Source organism: Candidatus Nanopelagicus limnes, from assembly GCF_002287885.2.
Classification (GTDB): domain Bacteria; phylum Actinomycetota; class Actinomycetes; order Nanopelagicales; family Nanopelagicaceae; genus Nanopelagicus; species Nanopelagicus limnae.
Map to the genome: position 1 here is coordinate 1,169,440 of NZ_CP016768.2, position 15,802 is coordinate 1,185,241.

Below are 15,802 nucleotides of genomic sequence, written 5' to 3' on the forward strand. Positions count from 1 at the left end.
ATTTAATTTCGCTCATGAACTAAGCGCAATCCAATTAATGTTAGATCTGGCTCATGAAATTCGATCATCTCACTTATTCCTAGCACCAATGGCGCAAGCCCACCAGTTGCAATTACGCAGACATCGCCAGAATCAGGATAAAGATCAGCTAGTTCATCAATAATTCGATTTACTAATCCATCTACTTGACCAGCAAAACCAAAGATGGTTCCTGATTGCAGTGCTTCCACTGTGTTCTTACCAATAACTGATTTTGGTTTTACTAATTCAACTTTACGAAGTTGAGCAGCTCTTGCAGCTAGGGCATCAACTGAAATCTCAATGCCTGGTGCTAACGCACCACCTAAAAACTCTCCCTTTGGGGAAACAACATCTAAATTGGTTGAGGTACCAAAATCAACAACAATTGCTGGTCCATCTGATCCATACAAAGTAAATGCAGCCAATGAGTTAACAATCCGATCGGCGCCAATCTCTTTTGGGTTATCTACCAATAGAGGCACACCTGTTTTAATCCCCGGTTCAATGATTGTGGTCTTGATATCCTGATAATGATCATCAAGTAATTTTCTAATCTCACGAAGTACTGCTGGCACAGTTGAGCAGATTGCAACTCCGGTGATATCAAATCCATCAACTAGTGCTGAGTACTGCAGCCATAACTCATCAGCGGTATCTCTTGGATCAGTCTTTACTCTCCAAGATTGTTCTAACTTATCTTTATCAAAAACTCCAAGAACTGTGTTGGTATTTCCAACGTCAATTGTGAGCAACATTATTTACCCTTTCTAAAGTCGAGACCGATATCTAAAGCTGGGGCAGAGTGTGTGAGTGATCCAACCGCTAAATAAGTAACACCTGTATTTGCATATGCTTTTGCGTTTTCAATTGTTAAACCACCTGATGCTTCAAGTCTTACCTTGCCTGCAGCTATTGCCACCGCTTCTTGGCAAAGTTGCACACTCATATTGTCGAGCAGAATCACATCGGGCTTAAACTCAATTACTTCCTTGAGTTGATCAATTGAATCGACCTCTACCTCAAGTGATTTTCCAGGAAACATCTTCTTTGTTGCAGTAAAGGCTGCAGAAATAGTGCCGGCAGCAACTATGTGATTATCTTTAATTAATGCAGCCTCTGAAAGTGAAAGCCGGTGATTAGTAGCACCACCCATTCGGGTTGCGAATTTTTCTAAAGTGCGAAGTCCCGGTGTTGTTTTACGAGTATCTCTGATCTGACATTTAGTTCCTTCAACTTCAGCCACCCACTTACTTGTTAGTGTTGAAATTCCGCTTAAGTGAGATAGAAAGTTAAGAGCAGTTCGCTCTGCCAACAATATTTTTTGAGTATTGCCTTGTGCTGTGATTAAAACCTTTCCAGCAGCAACCTTTGCGCCTTCATCGACTAAAACCTCATAATGAGTAACACCGCAGTATTCAAGAACTGCAGCTACTACATGCAGGCCACTAACTACACCAGATGCTCTTGTTGTGAAATCTGCTGTTGAAACTTGGGAGCTAGAGATGGTTGCTACCGAAGTTATATCTTCTCCACCTGCTAAATCCTCACCAATTGAATCTTTAACTAATTGAAAAATATGATTTGGTGAAAGCCCTAGCTTTTTTAAGTTATCTCGAAGTTGATTCACTTAAATCACCTCCACCTTGCTTTGCCAATTTCCATCAGAATCTATCTGTTGGATGATCCTACTCAGCCAATCACTTTGTGTTTGTGGGTAATCACTTCGCCAATGAGAGCCTCTTGATTCAGTTCGAAGTAATGCTGATTTCACAATTACAGTTGCAAGTAGATGAAGGTTTGTCGCTTCCCAGGCTTCAATTCTTGGATCTTTACTTGTTAACTTAGAAAGCTCTTCTAAGGTTTGCAGAGTTTTTATAAGGGATGCTTCAGATCTTAAAACACCGGCTCCTTCACTCATTGCAATTTGAAGCGGAAGAAGAATTTTTGGATCAAGCAAAATACTTTTTCCATCTTCAACTGGTTGCTCCTGGGCAGGTAAATTATTTGAAAGCGCTGCTGCAATTCGAGCACCAAACACTAATCCTTCAAGTAATGAGTTAGATGCCAGGCGGTTAGCGCCATGTGCGCCAGTACAAGCTGATTCACCACAAATATAAAGCCCATCTACTGAAGATTTACCATTTAAATCTACTAACACGCCTCCTGAGGCATAGTGAGATGCAGGTGCTACTGGGATCTTTTCTTTAGTTGGATTTATTCCATTTTTAATGCATGAAGCATAAATAGTTGGAAATCTATGTTCGAAATCTTTTATTTTAGTTGCATCTAACCAAACGTGTGGTTGTCCACTAATCTGCATTTGATTAAATATCTCGATTGCAACAACATCTCTAGGAGCTAAATCTGCTTGCGGGTGTTTACCAACCATGAATTGTTCATTTTTGTTATTTAACAAAATTGCGCCTTCACCACGTACTGCCTCACTTATTAATGGTTGTTGCCCACGATTAGCTAGATCTCGCCATAAAACAGTTGGATGAAATTGCACAAACTCAACATCAGCTACTTTTGCGCCGGCTCTTAATGCCAATGCAACTCCATCACCAGTTGAAACAGCTGGGTTAGTAGTTTGTGAATAAACCTGACCCAGTCCTCCTGTTGCAACAACAACCGCTCTTGCTAATGCTCTGCCAACACCATCCCTGCTACCGGCGCCAATAACATGCAAAGTTACTCCGCAGACTCTGCCGGTAGGACTTTTTAACGCATCAATTGCAAGTGCGTGCTCAATTATTTCTATGCCATCATCATCTCTCACAGCTGCAAGTAATGCTCTTGAAACCTCTGCACCAGTTGCATCACCGCCTGCATGCAAAATTCTATTTCGAAGATGTCCGCCTTCTCTGGTTAATGCAATTTCACCAGTTTCAGATTTATCAAATACTGCACCTTGGGCAATTAATTTTCTAACAGCTTCAGGTCCTTCTGAAACTAAAACATCAACCGCTTTTATGTCACATAATCCTGCGCCAGCTGCCAAAGTATCTTTCTTGTGTTGATCTGGTGTATCACCGGGGCCAAGTGCGGCAGCAATTCCACCTTGTGCCCATTTAGTTGAGCCCTCATCAATTCTTGCTTTAGTTACCAATAAAACAGACATCCCATAAGAACGAAGATTTAGTGCGGTAGTAAGACCTGCAACACCTGACCCAATGACAATTACATCAGCTGATGTGCTCCAACCTGGTGAACCAGTTAACAATTTCATCGCTTACTTCCCATTGCCATATTGTCGATCAATCGGACCTGATTTACCCAACCGGCGATAATTAGACGCTTATTTCTGGTCTCAGGAGTTGCAAGAGTGAAACTTTCTTCATCAACTAGCTCCAAATAATCCAGAGAAAAACCATCTACTTTTTTAATTAATTCTCGAGCATCCTCAATGTTATTTTGAGCTAATGCTTGGTAAATAACCTGCGCTATTTTTTTATCTTCAACAGATAGCCGAGAGTTACGCGATGAGAGTGCCAAATTACTGGAATCTCGAATCGTAGGAGCTGCAACAACATTTACTGGCAGCTTTAAATTGTTCACCATTTTTTTAATCAAAAACAACTGTTGAAAGTCTTTTTCTCCAAAAACTGCATGCTTAGGTTGAACTAAATTAAATAGGCGTTTAACTACAGTGAGCACACCAGTGAAATGTCCTGGCCTTGATTTACCTTCAAAGATATCTCCTATTGATCCAGCTTCTATCTTTTCAATTTGCCCTGGGTAAATATCTAATTCTGAGGGTGTGAATACTGCAGCTGCCCCAGCCTCTTCAGCGATTTGTAAGTCTTGTTCAAAACTTTTTGGATAAGTTTCTAAATCTGATTTATTCTCAAATTGAAGGGGGTTAACAAAAATACTGACAATAACTTTTTCGCCAAGATTTTTACCTAATTTAATTAAAGATTGATGACCAGCATGTAGTGCTCCCATAGTTGGAACTAATACATCCCATTTTTGGCGCGCCAAATCATCGACAGATTTAATGACTTCAATCATGGCTCCAGTCCTTTCCGGGTACCGGGCTAGAGGAAGAGTTTAACTTGCGCTTTGAATTGATGCCAACAGAGTTTTCACTGCACCAACTCCAGGAATTACCCCTTCTGGATCAATGGCTAACCATGGTTTTAAAACAAACTCCCTTGATTGTGCCAGTGGATGGGGCAGCTTTAAGAAAAGTGAATCAACTACTTGTTCACCATGCACAATTAAATCCAAATCAATAATTCTTGGGCCCCATTTAACCTCGCGTACCCGCCCCATTTGATCCTCTATTTTAAGTAACTCGGTTAAGAGATTTTCAGGAGTTAATAGGCATTCACCAATGACAACGGCATTAATGAAATCATCTTGAATTGGCCCGCCAACGGGTTTAGTTTCAAAATATGGTGAGACTTTAATATTTTGTAAAAGATCCTCTAAGTGAGTAACAGCTATATCTAAATTCAACTTCCTATTTTCAAGGTTTGAACCAAGAGCAATTACTGCCTTCATCTACTTCTTTCTATTTCAACTTGAATATCCTTAAAATTTAATGCAATTGGCGCCTTTGGTTTGTGGACTGTCACCTTCACCGATTTTACCTTCTTAAAATCTTTAAGGATTTTAACCGCAATATTCTCCGCCAGGCTCTCGATTAATTTTTGAGGTTTACCAGTTATTTGATCATTTATTACCATTGCAACCTGCGCGTAATTAACAGTTTTAGTTAGATCATCATTTAGTTTAGAAAGTGTCAGTCTTAGCTCAACATCCACAATAAACTTTTGACCTCGCTTTTGTTCACTTTCTAAAACACCGTGAAATCCTTTTGCTTTTACGCCGACAATTCTTATTAGATCACTCATTTTCGAAGCCTTTCCACAACAGAAATTGCATCTTGATGGGCTTTCACGGCATGAGTGCGCACACCCCAAACTTTAAGCCTTGCCAGTTCAGTTGTTAAAGCAATGGTGGCCGCTTCTCGTTTGTCTGGTTCAGGTGCGTTCACTAATTCACCTAGAAATCTTTTGCGAGAGGCACCGATTAATAACGGGTAACCAAGTAGTTGGAATCTTTCAATATTTCTTAGTATCTCCCAGTTATGTTCACTCTCTTTGGCAAAGCCGATTCCTGGATCCAAGATGATTTGTTCTGGATCAATTCCTGCTTTCAATAACTGTGAAACTCGCTCATCTAATTCATCTTTTACTTCTTTGACAACATCTTTATACACGGCTTGTTTCTGCATTTCCTTTGAATGTCCCCGCCAATGCATTGCTATGTATTGAACCTTTGGATTTTGCGCAATTACTGAAGCCATCTTCTCATCAGCTAACCCACCACTAACATCATTTATATAGCTAGCACCAGCAGCAATTGCCTGTTTTGCTACTTCAGATCGCATAGTGTCAACACTTATTACTGCGCCATCTTTTACCAACTCAGTAACCACTGGGATAACTCTTTCTAGTTCATCTGCTTCACTAACTCGATCAACCCCTGGCTTAGTAGATTCACCACCAACATCGATAATGTCGGCACCTTCTGCAATCAATCTTCGACCTTGCGTAATTGCATCTTCTTTAGATAGATATTTCCCACCATCAGCAAATGAGTCTGGTGTTATGTTTAAGATTCCCATTACTAAGGTGCGAGACATTATTACTACCTGCTTTGATTGATAAGTGAGATTGCTTCAGCCCTAGTTGCAGGATTTAACAGCTGACCACGAACAGCACTTGTTGTAGTTCGAGCTTGTGATTTTTTAACTCCTCGCATTGACATACATAGGTGTTCGCAATCAATAATTACTATGACTCCACCTGGTTGCAGGATTTCAACTAAAGCATCAGCAATTTGAGAAGTTAGTCGCTCTTGCACCTGCGGGCGCCTGGCATATAAATCAACAACGCGGGCTAATTTTGAAATTCCAGTTATCCGACCACTTTCACCTGGAATGTAACCAATATGTGCCACGCCATGGAATGGAGTTAAGTGATGTTCGCAGTGAGAGAAAACTTCAATCTCTCTAACAATTACTAGTTCTTTATGGCCGATATCAAATGTTGTAGTCAATACATCCTCAGGTTTTTGCCAAAGACCAGCAAAATTTTCAGCTAACGCTTTTGCAACTCGCTTTGGAGTGTCCTGTAAACCTTCGCGATCTGGATCCTCTCCTAAAGCGTGTAATAACTCGGTTATCGCTTTTTCAGCTCTTGCTTGATCAAACTCCTTCTTGGCACCACCATCATGTGGCCCCATGGATACGGAGTTGATCTCACTCATTTACATCCTTAGTTAAATCTTTTTCACTTTTCTTAGCCGCAGTTTTCTTAACTGGTTTATCCTCTTCAATCACCTTAATTTTTGCAGGCTTTAGCGCAACCGGTGGTTGGTTTGAAGGTGTGCGATTTTGAGAACCAGTCCATGGCGCTCTTGGTTTAACTTTCTTAACCTTCTTAAATACAGCGGCAATCTCTTCCTTGTTTAAGGTTTCATTTTCTAGTAACTCTTCAACTAAACGATCAAGAGTTTCACGATTTGCTACCAAAATATCAAACGCCTCTTGGTGGGCATTCTCAATCATCTCTCTGATCTCACCGTCAACAATTGCTGCAACATTTTCTGAGTAATCACGTTGATGGCCATAATCTCGACCTAAGAACGGTTGTGAATCTGAGATACCAAGCTTTATTGCTCCTAACCGCTGAGTCATTCCGTATTGGGTAACCATCGCTCTGGCTAAATTTGTTGCCTTTTCAATATCATTTGATGCACCAGTTGTTGGATCATGAAAAATTAATTCTTCGGCTGCTCTACCACCCATTGTGTATGCAAGTTGATCAAGCATTTGATTTCTAGTAACTGCGTAGCGATCTTCATCAGGTAAAACCATTGTGTAACCAAGCGCCCTACCTCTTGGCATGATCGTTACTTTATGAACAGGATCTGTATGTGGCAGTGCGTGAGCAACGAGTGCGTGTCCACCTTCATGATAAGCAGTAATTCTTCGCTCTTCTTCTGTCATTAATCTAGAAACTTTTTGTGGGCCAGCCATTACTCGATCAATCGCTTCATCAATATCGCTGTTTCTAATTGCCTTGCGCTCTTGACGTGCTGCAAGCAATGCTGCTTCATTTAAAACATTTGCTAAATCTGCGCCGGTAAATCCAGGTGTTCGCTTTGCATAAGAGCTCAAATCAACATCTTTTGCAACTGGTTTATTCTTTGCATGCACTGCAAGAATTGCTGCTCTTCCCTTTAGGTCTGGGCGATCAACTGAAATCTGTCGATCAAATCTTCCTGGACGTAAAAGTGCTGGATCTAAAACATCTGGTCTATTTGTAGCGGCAATTAAAATAACCTGACCATTAGCTTCAAAGCCATCCATCTCAACTAGCAGCTGATTTAAAGTTTGCTCGCGCTCATCATTTCCGCCGCCAAGACCTGCACCGCGCTGACGTCCAACTGCATCAATTTCATCAACAAAAACTATTGCAGGTGCATTTTGTTTTGCTTGCGCAAATAAATCACGGACACGAGATGCACCAACACCAACAAACATTTCAACAAACTCAGAGCCTGAGATTGAATAGAAAGGAACTTTTGCTTCACCAGCAACTGCCCTGGCAAGTAATGTTTTTCCAGTTCCTGGCGGGCCATAGAGTAAAACACCCTTAGGAATCTTGGCGCCAATTGCCTTGTATTTTTCCGGGCTAGCTAGAAAATCCTTTATCTCACGTAACTCAGCAACTGCTTCATCAGCACCTGCCACATCAACGAATGTGTTGGTTGGCATCTCTTTATTTTGTAACTTAGCCCTTGATCTACCAAAGGATAAAACTCGACTGCCTTGTCCACCGCCCATAAACAAAAGAAGTAAAAAGATAATTAGCAAGATTGGCAAAATGCTTAAAATTAATGAAACAAATAGTGATTGCTTAGGAACTTTGATATCCCAGGTAGTTGAAGGGGGATTACTTGTTAAAAGTTCAACTATAAGCGCTTCCTGACCAGCGACATAGGAGGCTTCAATTTTTGCAGCTCCATCTACAAATTCACCCTCTTTTAAAACTACTTGAACTTTTTGCTCTCGATCAATTACTAAAGCTGACTTAACATTATTTAATGAAATCTCATTTAAAATTACAGAAGTTTCAACCTTCTTAAACTCTTCACCAGTTGCTGAAATTTGACCAAAAATACTTACGGCAATCAATGCAGCGATAATCCAGAACAGTGGTCCGCGCAAAATCTTTCGGGCAGCGGCAGGTGAAGTTTTGTTTGGTTTCTTAGTGTTTTTAATTCCCTTAAATTTTGGGAACTTGAAACTCTTTTTTTGCGACACCAGTTACATCACTTTCTTAAGACTGTTTTGATAGGGGCTTAAGAATAAAGGTGTTTGGCAAGAACACCAATAAACGGCAAATTACGGTACTTCTGGTTGAAATCTAAGCCGTAGCCGACCACAAACTCACTTGGAATATCAAAGCCAACATACTTTGCCTCAACCTTTACAGTGGCAGCATCTGGTTTTCTAAGTACCGTTAAAACTGAAACAGATTTTGCACCACGAGATAGTAAATTCTCAGTCAGCCATGAAAGTGTTAATCCAGTATCTAAAATGTCTTCAACAATTAAAACTTCTCTTCCTAAAATATCACTATCTAAATCTTTCAAAATTCTAACTACACCACTTGATTTTGTTCCAGCTCCATAGGATGAAACTGCCATCCAATCCATATCAACATGGCGTTGTAAGTGTCTAGAAAAATCAGCCATTGCCATAATGGCGCCCTTTAGAACTCCAACTAAAATTAAGTCTCGGCCTTCATAATCTTTGTTAACTTGAGCAGCTAACTCTTTTAATCTATTTTGAATCTGTTCTTCACTTACGACAACTCGCTCTATGTCATTTCCAAGTGCTGAAAGATCCACGGTGCTCCTTATTGATTGGTTGAGAGGACAATTCTGCCTGAATTTCGCAAAAGCTTCACATTCCCAGGGAGTGATACCTCTTTTTGACCATGCCACTGTGAGATTAAGGCTTCAGCAGCTGAAATATGTTCAGCAGTTAATGTTCCAGTCGGGGCTCCAGCTTTATAGATTGCAAGACGCAAAACTCGAGTACGGATTGCCTTTGGTAATCTCTCTAAATCATTCACATCAAGATTTGTTGGATCTACTTGATTAATAAATTCAAGTGCAAATCCATCTAGGGCGTCAGCATCATCTCTAAATAGATCAGCACTTCTCACTAAAGCTTCCGTAATTCCTGGTCCAAGATTTTCTTCAAGATTTGGTAGAACATTTCTTCTAACTCTAACTCTAGAAAACTTTGTATCTTGATTATGTGGATCATTCCAAAATGTCATGCCAGCTTCAACACATGCTGCTTCAGTCATCTGTCTACTAATCTTTAAAAGTGGCCTGACATAAAGATTGTTTTCAACTGCCATTCCAGCCAAAGATCTAGCCCCTGAACCACGAGCTAACCCAAGTAAAACACTTTCTGCCTGATCATTTAATGTGTGGGCAAGAAAGAAATACTTTGGTTGATAGCTATCAATAAATTGGTTAAAGACTTTATATCGAGCTCTTCTTGCAGATGCTTCTAATCCATCTGTTACAACAACTTGCGCAACGGCGCTCTCAACCTGCTGATAGCCAATTGACTTTAACTTGCTTATAACTTGTGAAGTTATCTGATCAGATCCTGCTTGTAATCCGTGATCAACCACAACTGGAATAATCTTTTGTTCTCCGCGCTCTGCGAATAAAGCTAAGGCCAGCGCCATTGAATCTGCCCCACCAGAGCAACCAAACAAAATAGTTTGAGATGAAGAGGAAAGAAAAGGTTTGATCGCTTTTCTAATCTCCCAAAGATTTGGTGTGTTAGCGGAGTTCATACCGCCAAGATTAGACCCGACCCCCGTATGGCATTAAACCCTTGATGCTATAGATGCTGGAGTAGAGCAAATCTTTATCTTTATTGTGCGCTTCCCACATCATGCCATCCCCGGCATAGATAGATATATGGTGAATTGTGCTTACCGTTCCCTTATATGAGTAGAAAACCAAATCTCCAGGCACCATCTCACTTATTGGCACCCGCTTGGTGGCAACCCAATAAAGTGATGAGTTAAGGCGATCCCAATTTGGCCAACCAAGTCCAGCTGATTTATACGCGGCATAAACCAATCCTGAGCAGTCAAACGTGGTTGGGCCTTCACTTCCCCAAACATAATTCTTCTTTGCAAGTACTTGTTTCTTTGCAAACTCAACTGCAGCAAGTCGCATCGCCTCAGTTGATCTAGTACTACTTCTGCCAGTGAATCCAATATCTGGCCAAATCTTTGATTGGTCAGGAGTAATTAATGCTCGACCTGCATTTGCCTCTTCCAGCAAAGCAATTTGGCGTTGTTGTTCAAGAGTTAATCTAGTTTTTTGTGCGACCGCTAATTCTTTAGCTAACTTGTCTTGAATTGCCTGTAATTTATCAACTTCTTCTTGTTGAATTGCTGCTGCTTCATCTGCTGCTTTCTTAGCTGAAGCAACTTTAATAGTTGCCTCTGCCTGAGCTTTTTTAGCTTTATCTGCTGCTTTTTGTGCAGCACTTGCTACAACCTCAGCAGATTTAAATCTATCTAATGCGTTCGAATTATTCTCGCCCAGAGCATCAAGTGTGCTTAGTCGATCTGCTAAATCCTGCGGACCATCAGAACTTAGTAATGAATCTAAATCAGTAAAACCACCACCCATTACATAAGCATTGACCGCTAACTTTCCAATAGTGCGTTTACCGGTTGAAACCGAAGCTTGCGCAGCTTGCAGATGCTTCATTGCAATATCTGCTTGCTTAGTCTTCATCTTAAGATCATTTTGGGCAGCAATATATATTTTTCGCTTAGCGGTGGCGATGGCAGTTAATTGGCTTAAGGTCTTTTTCGCTGTACTTAGTTTTTTAGCTGCAGCATCGGCGGCGGCTTTCTTCTCTGCTTCAATCTTCTTGGCTGCATCAATTTGTGCTTGAGTTGGCTTTGGAGTCGCAGCAATGGCAGCAGTTGGCAGTAAAGCCATGACAAGTGTGAGGGCAAGTAATTTCTTATTCATTAATTGGCCACATCTCGTTTTTTAAATAGGAAAGCAACAATTGCAAGACCGGCAAGTAAAAATCCATATGAGGTAAATAAGGCATACTGGTATGAAATTCGATCATTGCCGCCAATTGCCACAATCGATAAAAGTTGGCCAGGGAAATACCGATCAATATTTGTTACAAAAGCAGATAACAAGCCCTCAATAATCAAGTTCCAAATAACTCCTATGGATATGGCAGATATTGGGGATCTAAATAGCAATCCTAAGATCATTCCGAAAATTCCATAACCAATGGTTGCGATTAATACATTTATAAATGTGCGAAGTAACGCTGCTCTGGCATCGGGGGTAGTCCATGCCCCAGTTGAAATATCTTTAACACCTGCAAATAAATATGAAAGAGAAACTGCCAGTACTGCCGACAATGTGACCATGGCAATTGCAAACAATTTCATTGAGCCTAATTTGCCAAGCAAGATCTTCATTCGAGATGGTTGGCGAACTAATAAGTTACGTAAAGTTCCGTATGTGTACTCCTGCGCTGTTTGAGCAGCAAAAATACATAGGGCCACAATGCCTAAAAGGCCTGCGGCATTACTAAAGCTAAGTGAAACACCGGTTGGTAGCGCTAATACATCTCGGCTAATTCGCACTCCACGCTCGCCATTTCCTTCAGGAGAATCAACTAGTAAAAATAAAAGTGAGGTTACTAAGCCAGTTACAAATGTAACTGCGGCAATAGTTGATATTGAAAGTGAAGGTCGCTTTAGCTTAGTTAACTCTGCTCTAAACACATTCCACATAATTACTCACCCGTCATTTCAAAAAAAGTATCTTCCAAAGATGCACGTACTGGCGTCAAACTCTCTAGAGTAATTCCGGCTTCAAATGCTGCTTTATTTAATTTGGCAGAAAAATCAGATTCACCAGTCACATGAACGGACTCATCAATAATCTTTGCGCTATGCCCGCCAGATTCGGCAATCTTTGCTAGTTTTTCTAAATCGCCTCTGTTCTCAGGCTTTGCCACAATCACTGGCTGCTGTTTTGCAAGTAACTCACTAGTTTTGCCAGAAAAAATCACCTTACCCAACCTAAGCATTACTAAGTGATCACTAATCATTTCAATCTCAGATAAAAGATGAGAGGAGACGAAAACTGTTGTGCCATTATCAGCTAGTTTTCTAAGTAGCGCTCTGACCTCTTGTATGCCAGCTGGATCTAAACCATTTGTTGGTTCATCAAGAATTAGTAACTTGGGCTTAGGAAGGAGCGCGGCAGCAATTCCTAATCTTTGCTTCATGCCTAGTGAGTAAGTTTTATACTTTGAATTTCCTCGATCTCCTAAATCAACTAAATCTAATAATCCTTGAATCGTATTGGTATCAAAGCCACCCAACTTTGCTAGCACCGTTAAATTCTGCGCCCCAGTTAATGCAGGATAAAAAGCTGGTCCTTCAATCATCGCGCCAACATTTGGTAAGTATTTTTCAGGTTGCGTGATGGATTCACCTAATACATGACCACTTCCAGTTGTCGGTGAGATTAAACCCAACAACATTCTGATTGTGGTTGTCTTACCTGATCCATTTGGACCTACAAAGCCACAAATACTTCCCATTGGGACTTCAAAATTTGCATGAGAGAGCGCCATACGTTCGCCATATTTTTTTGATAAATCGGCAACATCAAGTGCTAGAGGGGAGGACATAAAGAAAATTATCCCATTAAAGGGTTGAAAAACTACTTAAGCAATACACCGATTACTAATAAAAATGAGTAAATGCTGAGAAAAACTATCGATGCTTGGAATAACTTCCCAGCATTAACCTCACTTGGCTCTTTAGTTAACTTAATCAATTGACGCTTCCAACCTGCAATTAGTAACAACGTTATTACAGAAAGCCAAATAGGTAGCTTCGCGCTCCAAATTACTAATAATGAGAAGGCCACCATGGCTAGAGAGTGAAACCACATTTGATTAATTACAGATTTAATGGGGGCAACTACAGGCAGCATCGGAATACCCGCTGCTTTGTAATCATCCTTATACCTAACTGCAAGTGCCCAAAAATGTGGTGGGGTCCAAAAAAATATAAGTAAGAAAAATAACCATGAAGTATTAGTCAAGGAGTTAGTCACAGCAGCTTGGCCAATTAATACCGGCATGCAACCAGCAATTCCACCCCAAACAATATTTTGTGAAGTGTGTTTCTTAAGAGCAATTGTGTAGCCAAAAACATAAAAAGTTATTGCTAAAAATGTTAACAATGTAGCCAGAGGCGTGGTGAAGATATAGAAAATTGCGAGCGAGATTAGTGAGATTAGCGTGGCAAAAACTAAACCGTTGTTTCTTGAAATCTCACCAGTCGCAATTGGTCGTTTAGCGGTTCTTTTCATTAACAAATCTGATTTGGCCTCAATAATCATGTTATATGCATTAGCCCCACCTGCTGCAAATGTTCCACCCAACAAACTCCAAAAAGTTATCGATAGATCTGGCACACCTTCACTTGCTAAAAACAATGCAGGAAGAGTGGTGACAAGTAGGAGTTCTACTACTCGCAATTTCATCAGCGAGATGTAATTTTTCATTTGCACTAACTCTACCCTTGCCAAGTAATCAGAATTTACGGAGTTGTTGTAAAGGGATTACTTTCTGGCACAAGCGGTGTTAATCCGATCACAGGTGGCTTAGTGATAGTTCCCAGCATTCGATCAATTGCACTTCGTGCTGCGTCTTGTAATCTTCTAGTTCTACCAACGCCATCTGCAATCACAACAAAGACATACTCTTTCTCACCTGAGGTAGCAAAGCCAGCTAATGAAACTGTGTGACGAGTTGAACCAGTCTTTGCTCTTACTAAACCAACTGCTTGCGGCGCAGTTGAATGGTATCTACCTATTAATGTTCCAGATTCCCCACTTACGGGCAGTGATTCATAAATTACCTTTAACTTTGGTTCAGTCTTTAACTTAAGCAGTAATTGAGAAACAGTAATAGCAGAAACTCGATTTTCTCCACCGATGCCTGAACCATCAACTAATTTCATGCCAGTTGTATCAACACCCACTGCATTTAACTTATCTTTTGCCATCTGATTAAACCCGGTTTTAGTTAATGGGTAGCCGTTTCTGCCGGTAGCAACCATTGCCAATCGCTGGGATAAAACATTGTCACTATATAAAAGGGCAAAACGAATCATTTTATGAAGTGGCGGTGAAGAAACTTCTGCAATTTTTTCGGTAACTAAAGATTCAACCTCAACACTTTTACTTATTGGTTTATATGCAACGGAGGATTTTCGTTTTAATGCCCGCTTGGCATATAAAATATCTGAGTTATTAACCCCTTTATATACCAAAGTTATTTTCTTTAGTGATTTATCGGAGGCAAAAGCCGCCTTAATTAAAGCTGGCATATATGCCCGCTTATTGGCATCGCGGTACTTAGCATTGGAAGTAATCCAAGGATCATTTTCTCCCCAGATAACAAAAACGCCTTTTTTCTCGGTTTTATACAGTGCGGTCTTAAAAACTGTTGCTGTATCTAAAGTTAAGGCAATTGATGCAGTTGATATTACTTTTAATACTGAAGCAGGAGTTCTAGGTTTTTCTGCCCCGCTTTGATAAACAATTTCATTAGTGGATCCATCAATTAAAATTACACCCGGATTTGCTAAGTACTTAGAGCCTAAGTATTTAAAAAAAGGTTCTGGTAATACATCTACCGCATTAGCAGGTTGAAGGTTTCCTAAAAGTATGAATAAAACTAATATTGCTATCTTCTTCATTTGCCAACCACTTTACTAGTAAATCTGCCTTGGGTAATCGCAGCTCCTAATATGACAAAAACTGCGCCAACTGGTTCATGCCAAGTTATTTGCTCTCCTAAAAATAACCAACCAACAAAGACTGCAACAACGGGAGTCACATAAGTTACGGTGCTAGCAATCGAGCCGCCTGCAGCTGCAATTATTGAAAAATTCCAGATGTAGGCAAAGCCACTCCCTAAGACACCAAGAGCTAACATTGCTAGTAAAGAATTTAACTGGTAATTATCTTCGGCAATTCCATCAAATAAATAAAGAGGTAGCAAGGTAATTGCTGCCAAAATTAATTGAACTGTTGCTGCCGCCTCAGGCTTTAAAACAAGTGGCAAGATATTTCGAGTCATATACGGAAATGAGTATCCGTAACAAGAAACAGCTAGCAGAAGGGCAGCCACACCAAGTAATTGGTTATCGCCTATTCCCTTCCAGATGCCTAGTACTACCATCACACCAAATGCACCAATAAATAAGCCAATGATTTGTTCACGCTTTAGCTTTTGTTCTCTGAAAAGTAGCAACATAAATACCATCGTCATTAGTGGGGTTGTGGCATTAATAATTCCAGCCAAAACCGAGGTCACATACTGCTGAGCGAAGGCAAATAAAATTCCAGGCACAACATTAAGCAGTAGGGCAACAATCCAAAGTTTTCGCCAAGTACTTTTATCTTTTGGCAATGCAATTTTCCGCGATCTCACAACAATCAGTAAAGTGATAGCACCCAGTGAGCATCTGACAAAGGCAACCCCAAATGGAGTTAGAAACTCAAGCCCAAGTTCAATAAATATGAAAGAACAGCCCCAAATTAGACCTAGCGCAATATAAGCAGGCAGCCATGATTTTCTCATCAT

At 40.4% G+C, this 15,802-nt stretch carries 17 protein-coding genes; all 17 read right to left on the reverse strand.

Going from position 1 to position 15,802, the window contains the following annotated elements; all coding sequences use genetic code 11:
- Window positions 1-2: 2 nt before the first annotated feature.
- The 17 genes from B1s21122_RS06000 to B1s21122_RS06080 all read right to left on the reverse strand — a co-directional run bounded on the left by B1s21122_RS06000 (window position 3) and on the right by B1s21122_RS06080 (window position 15,799).
- A complete protein-coding gene (locus tag B1s21122_RS06000) occupies window positions 3-776 on the reverse strand; it encodes a type III pantothenate kinase (protein ID WP_095680172.1) in 774 nt (257 codons plus the stop codon).
- Window positions 776-1,648 carry a carboxylating nicotinate-nucleotide diphosphorylase gene (nadC, locus tag B1s21122_RS06005; RefSeq protein WP_095680171.1) on the reverse strand — a complete coding sequence of 291 codons (873 nt, stop codon included), beginning with the start codon at window positions 1,646-1,648 and terminating at the stop codon, window positions 776-778. Before nadC ends, B1s21122_RS06000 begins: the two co-directional genes overlap by 1 nt.
- Window positions 1,649-3,250: an L-aspartate oxidase gene (locus B1s21122_RS06010; protein ID WP_095680170.1), complete on the reverse strand. Its 1,602-nt coding sequence runs from the start codon at window positions 3,248-3,250 to the stop codon at window positions 1,649-1,651.
- Entirely contained in the window at window positions 3,247-4,035 is a 789-nt protein-coding gene (panC, locus tag B1s21122_RS06015; protein WP_095680169.1) for a pantoate--beta-alanine ligase, read from the reverse strand. The genes B1s21122_RS06010 and panC overlap by 4 nt, the downstream gene beginning before the upstream one ends.
- 39 nt (window positions 4,036-4,074) lie before the next feature.
- Complete coding sequence (gene folK, locus B1s21122_RS06020; protein WP_095680168.1) at window positions 4,075-4,530, reverse strand: 2-amino-4-hydroxy-6-hydroxymethyldihydropteridine diphosphokinase; 456 nt, start codon at window positions 4,528-4,530, stop codon at window positions 4,075-4,077.
- On the reverse strand, window positions 4,527-4,883 hold the full coding sequence (gene folB / locus B1s21122_RS06025; protein ID WP_095680167.1) for a dihydroneopterin aldolase: 357 nt from the start codon (window positions 4,881-4,883) through the stop codon (window positions 4,527-4,529). The genes folK and folB overlap by 4 nt, the downstream gene beginning before the upstream one ends.
- Complete coding sequence (gene folP, locus B1s21122_RS06030) at window positions 4,880-5,677, reverse strand: dihydropteroate synthase (RefSeq protein ID WP_095680166.1); 798 nt, start codon at window positions 5,675-5,677, stop codon at window positions 4,880-4,882. The genes folB and folP overlap by 4 nt, the downstream gene beginning before the upstream one ends.
- Before the next feature lie 5 nt (window positions 5,678-5,682).
- Window positions 5,683-6,303: a GTP cyclohydrolase I FolE gene (folE, locus tag B1s21122_RS06035; protein WP_095680165.1), complete on the reverse strand. Its 621-nt coding sequence runs from the start codon at window positions 6,301-6,303 to the stop codon at window positions 5,683-5,685.
- Window positions 6,296-8,323 (reverse strand): ATP-dependent zinc metalloprotease FtsH, encoded by a 2,028-nt coding sequence (gene ftsH, locus B1s21122_RS06040; protein WP_420021997.1) that lies wholly within the window; start codon window positions 8,321-8,323, stop codon window positions 6,296-6,298. Before ftsH ends, folE begins: the two co-directional genes overlap by 8 nt.
- Before the next feature lie 80 nt (window positions 8,324-8,403).
- Window positions 8,404-8,955, reverse strand: coding sequence for a hypoxanthine phosphoribosyltransferase (gene hpt / locus B1s21122_RS06045; RefSeq protein WP_095680163.1), 552 nt, complete (start codon window positions 8,953-8,955; stop codon window positions 8,404-8,406).
- 8 nt (window positions 8,956-8,963) lie between these two features.
- Window positions 8,964-9,926, reverse strand: coding sequence for a tRNA lysidine(34) synthetase TilS (gene tilS / locus B1s21122_RS06050; RefSeq protein ID WP_095680162.1), 963 nt, complete (start codon window positions 9,924-9,926; stop codon window positions 8,964-8,966).
- A 10-nt stretch (window positions 9,927-9,936) separates the two neighbouring features.
- Entirely contained in the window at window positions 9,937-11,130 is a 1,194-nt protein-coding gene (locus tag B1s21122_RS06055; RefSeq protein WP_095680161.1) for a C40 family peptidase, read from the reverse strand.
- Entirely contained in the window at window positions 11,130-11,921 is a 792-nt protein-coding gene (locus B1s21122_RS06060; RefSeq protein WP_095680160.1) for an ABC transporter permease, read from the reverse strand. The genes B1s21122_RS06055 and B1s21122_RS06060 overlap by 1 nt, the downstream gene beginning before the upstream one ends.
- Before the next feature lie 2 nt (window positions 11,922-11,923).
- The gene (locus B1s21122_RS06065; RefSeq protein WP_095680159.1) at window positions 11,924-12,829 is read right to left on the reverse strand and encodes an ABC transporter ATP-binding protein; all 906 of its coding nucleotides are present in this window, start codon (window positions 12,827-12,829) and stop codon (window positions 11,924-11,926) included.
- Window positions 12,830-12,861: 32 nt separating this feature from the next.
- On the reverse strand, window positions 12,862-13,713 hold the full coding sequence (locus tag B1s21122_RS06070; protein WP_095680158.1) for a heme o synthase: 852 nt from the start codon (window positions 13,711-13,713) through the stop codon (window positions 12,862-12,864).
- Between the two features lie 35 nt (window positions 13,714-13,748).
- The gene (locus tag B1s21122_RS06075; protein ID WP_095680157.1) at window positions 13,749-14,912 is read right to left on the reverse strand and encodes a D-alanyl-D-alanine carboxypeptidase; all 1,164 of its coding nucleotides are present in this window, start codon (window positions 14,910-14,912) and stop codon (window positions 13,749-13,751) included.
- Complete coding sequence (locus B1s21122_RS06080; RefSeq protein ID WP_095680156.1) at window positions 14,909-15,799, reverse strand: DMT family transporter; 891 nt, start codon at window positions 15,797-15,799, stop codon at window positions 14,909-14,911. Before B1s21122_RS06080 ends, B1s21122_RS06075 begins: the two co-directional genes overlap by 4 nt.
- Between the last annotated feature and the right edge of the window lie 3 nt (window positions 15,800-15,802).

Excerpts from the sequence above, each read along its gene's own strand:
- B1s21122_RS06000 (WP_095680172.1), bottom strand. The coding sequence starts at position 776 with ATGTTGCTCACAATTGACGTTGGAAATACCAACACAGTTCTTGGAGTT.
- B1s21122_RS06010 (WP_095680170.1), bottom strand. The coding sequence starts at position 3,250 with ATGAAATTGTTAACTGGTTCACCAGGTTGGAGCACATCAGCTGATGTA.
- panC (WP_095680169.1), bottom strand. The coding sequence starts at position 4,035 with ATGATTGAAGTCATTAAATCTGTCGATGATTTGGCGCGCCAAAAATGG.
- folK (WP_095680168.1), bottom strand. The coding sequence starts at position 4,530 with ATGAAGGCAGTAATTGCTCTTGGTTCAAACCTTGAAAATAGGAAGTTG.
- folB (WP_095680167.1), bottom strand. The coding sequence starts at position 4,883 with ATGAGTGATCTAATAAGAATTGTCGGCGTAAAAGCAAAAGGATTTCAC.
- folP (WP_095680166.1), bottom strand. The coding sequence starts at position 5,677 with ATGTCTCGCACCTTAGTAATGGGAATCTTAAACATAACACCAGACTCA.
- folE (WP_095680165.1), bottom strand. The coding sequence starts at position 6,303 with ATGAGTGAGATCAACTCCGTATCCATGGGGCCACATGATGGTGGTGCC.
- tilS (WP_095680162.1), bottom strand. The coding sequence starts at position 9,926 with ATGAACTCCGCTAACACACCAAATCTTTGGGAGATTAGAAAAGCGATC.
- B1s21122_RS06055 (WP_095680161.1), bottom strand. The coding sequence starts at position 11,130 with ATGAATAAGAAATTACTTGCCCTCACACTTGTCATGGCTTTACTGCCA.
- B1s21122_RS06060 (WP_095680160.1), bottom strand. The coding sequence starts at position 11,921 with ATGTGGAATGTGTTTAGAGCAGAGTTAACTAAGCTAAAGCGACCTTCA.
- B1s21122_RS06065 (WP_095680159.1), bottom strand. The coding sequence starts at position 12,829 with ATGTCCTCCCCTCTAGCACTTGATGTTGCCGATTTATCAAAAAAATAT.
- B1s21122_RS06070 (WP_095680158.1), bottom strand. The coding sequence starts at position 13,713 with ATGAAAAATTACATCTCGCTGATGAAATTGCGAGTAGTAGAACTCCTA.
- B1s21122_RS06075 (WP_095680157.1), bottom strand. The coding sequence starts at position 14,912 with ATGAAGAAGATAGCAATATTAGTTTTATTCATACTTTTAGGAAACCTT.
- B1s21122_RS06080 (WP_095680156.1), bottom strand. The coding sequence starts at position 15,799 with ATGAGAAAATCATGGCTGCCTGCTTATATTGCGCTAGGTCTAATTTGG.